At 44.5% G+C, this 2013-nt stretch carries 3 protein-coding genes and 1 pseudogene; 1 reads left to right on the top strand and 3 read right to left on the bottom strand.

Translation table 11 applies throughout. From position 1 onward, the window contains the following. Window positions 1-125: 125 nt before the first annotated feature. On the bottom strand, window positions 126-323 hold the full coding sequence (gene iscX / locus ACTHUM_RS12250) for a Fe-S cluster assembly protein IscX (protein ID WP_070461311.1): 198 nt from the start codon (window positions 321-323) through the stop codon (window positions 126-128). Between the two features lie 315 nt (window positions 324-638). Between iscX and ACTHUM_RS12255 the strand changes: the two genes are divergently transcribed. After that, on the top strand, window positions 639-1259 hold the full coding sequence (locus tag ACTHUM_RS12255; protein WP_440402987.1) for a hypothetical protein: 621 nt from the start codon (window positions 639-641) through the stop codon (window positions 1257-1259). A gap of 77 nt (window positions 1260-1336) precedes the next feature. On the opposite strand, the gene fdx is transcribed toward ACTHUM_RS12255, so the two are convergent. Beyond that, window positions 1337-1678 carry an ISC system 2Fe-2S type ferredoxin gene (fdx, locus tag ACTHUM_RS12260; protein WP_003686005.1) on the bottom strand — a complete coding sequence of 114 codons (342 nt, stop codon included), beginning with the start codon at window positions 1676-1678 and terminating at the stop codon, window positions 1337-1339. Window positions 1679-1770: 92 nt separating this feature from the next. After that, a pseudogene (locus ACTHUM_RS12265) lies at window positions 1771-2013 on the bottom strand (TIGR02328 family protein); the annotation flags it as partial.

A 2013-nucleotide genomic window follows, 5' to 3' on the forward strand; every position in this document is an offset into this window, starting at 1 on the left:
ATAAATTTGAGGTCAGTATGAGTCAATTTCGAAATTTTCCAAAATTGTATGAATAGATTTAATAAAGACCTCAGGCCGTCTGAAAAATAGCCTGAGGTCTTGTTTGATAGGGAAGGGAAGAAAGCTTATTCTGCTTCATCTATCCATGCTTGTTGCACGGCTTCGAGAATGCGCTCGCCGCAACGCGCCGGATCATCGTCAAATCCAGGCAAAGCCATAATCAGATCACGCAGTTGGGTAAAGCGTACGGTTTTCGGGTCGATGCTGTCACCGTGTAAGTCGTAGAGTTCTTCGGCGATGCGTTGGGTATCTGTCCATTTCATGATGTGTTCCTTTATTGGGTTTGGGCTAATAGTAATTATTTTAATCAAGAAGAAGTCGGACTGCCAGAATGTTTTACTGCAGATGCGGATATAAATAATGCGGGTATTTTTTAACAAAATAGCATATTTGCGTTAAAATACGGCACGACACTTAAAAACTACGGCACATTCGCTTTGAATTTGCCGTTTTATATATTTTATTCCGTTTTGAATGATGGTTTGCGCATGAATAATTTACATTATCTCAATGCAACCAAATCATTTGGAACGGCTCTTAATACGAAATCCATCGCTTAAAAATAAAAGGAAAAAAAGATGAATAACGCACTCAACGCCAAGCTATCCAAACTAATTTACGCGCTTGCTTCAGATGATCCGGAGTATCTGTCTAAAGCAGGCGCATTTGACCGTTTGCTGCTGTTGGTTCGCGAACTTTATCGGATGCTGGACGAAACAGAAGGTTTGAAGCAGCTGGTGTTCCGTCTGTATTACGGCAAGCACTATGGCTTAATTAAACTGGATGCCGCTTCGCCCAATGACGATGCAGGCGCGTTGAGGTTGAAACGTTGGATGGTTTATTCGCGGATCGCAGAGCGTATCGAAAAGTGCGGCAAGCATTTGTCGGTCGTGCTTGAAGATGCGGCGTTGGAAAATGGCGTGGACAAATCTCATTATATAGATGAAGCCAATGCCATTATCGAGCGTTTCGGTTTGGTAAGGGATGAGGCTGCGCTTTCAGCCATCGAGGCAGAGGAAGCGTTAAAGGCAGAGGCTGAACTGCCGACAGTAAATAAATCTCAGAATGCTGCTCCCCGTTATAACGGCAATCTGCATCAAATCAGAATTCAAGAAAAAATCGAAAATTACTCCGCCACGCAGAAAGTGGCTGCTATGCAGATTTCGCGTATGCGTTTTATTTTTCCTCATATCGAATAATTTGCTGTATCACCAAAAGGCCGTCTGAAAACCATGAATTTGTGGTTTCAGACGGCCTTTTTCATTAAACCATTGTTTTAATGGTCTTCACGAGCGTGGTTGATTGTATATTTAGGAATTTCTACGACCAAATCTTCATCGGCAACCACTGCCTGACAGCTCAAGCGAGAATCGGCTTCCAAGCCCCATGCTTGGTCGAGCAGGTCTTCTTCCAATTCGGTCGGTTCTTCCAGGCTGTCAAAACCTTTGCGGATAATCACATGGCAGGTGGTGCAGGCGCAGGATTTTTCGCAGGCGTGATCGACTTCGATGTCATGGTCGAGCAGTACGTCAAGGACGGTTTGACCTTCGGGCGCATCTTCGATAACCGCGCCTTCGGGGCATAATGTCGCGTGTGGGAGTACGGTAATTTTTGGCATTTTTATTGTCTCGGTTGTTTAAGAGTGGTTGTGGTTAAAGCGGCTTCAGACGGCCTTGGGTATTCAATATTCAGGCCGTCTGAAAAATGGGTTTATAACATGATGCCTTTACTTTTTAAATTTTCCAGGCATTCGTCTAAGTAGGCATCATCATGTTCGGTGTAAATCGGCGAAGTAGCTGTTTCAGCAGTGTGTGCGTGGTATGGGGCAACGGCTTTGCCGCGATACAACGGGTCTTTCCATAAAACGTCAGGCTTGTAGCCGCGTTTTTCCATTTCTTCCATACTCAGCGCGTGATACAGATAGAGCTTGTAACGGTCTCTTACACACATCCT

The organism is Neisseria sp. P0021.S006 (assembly GCF_051956895.1).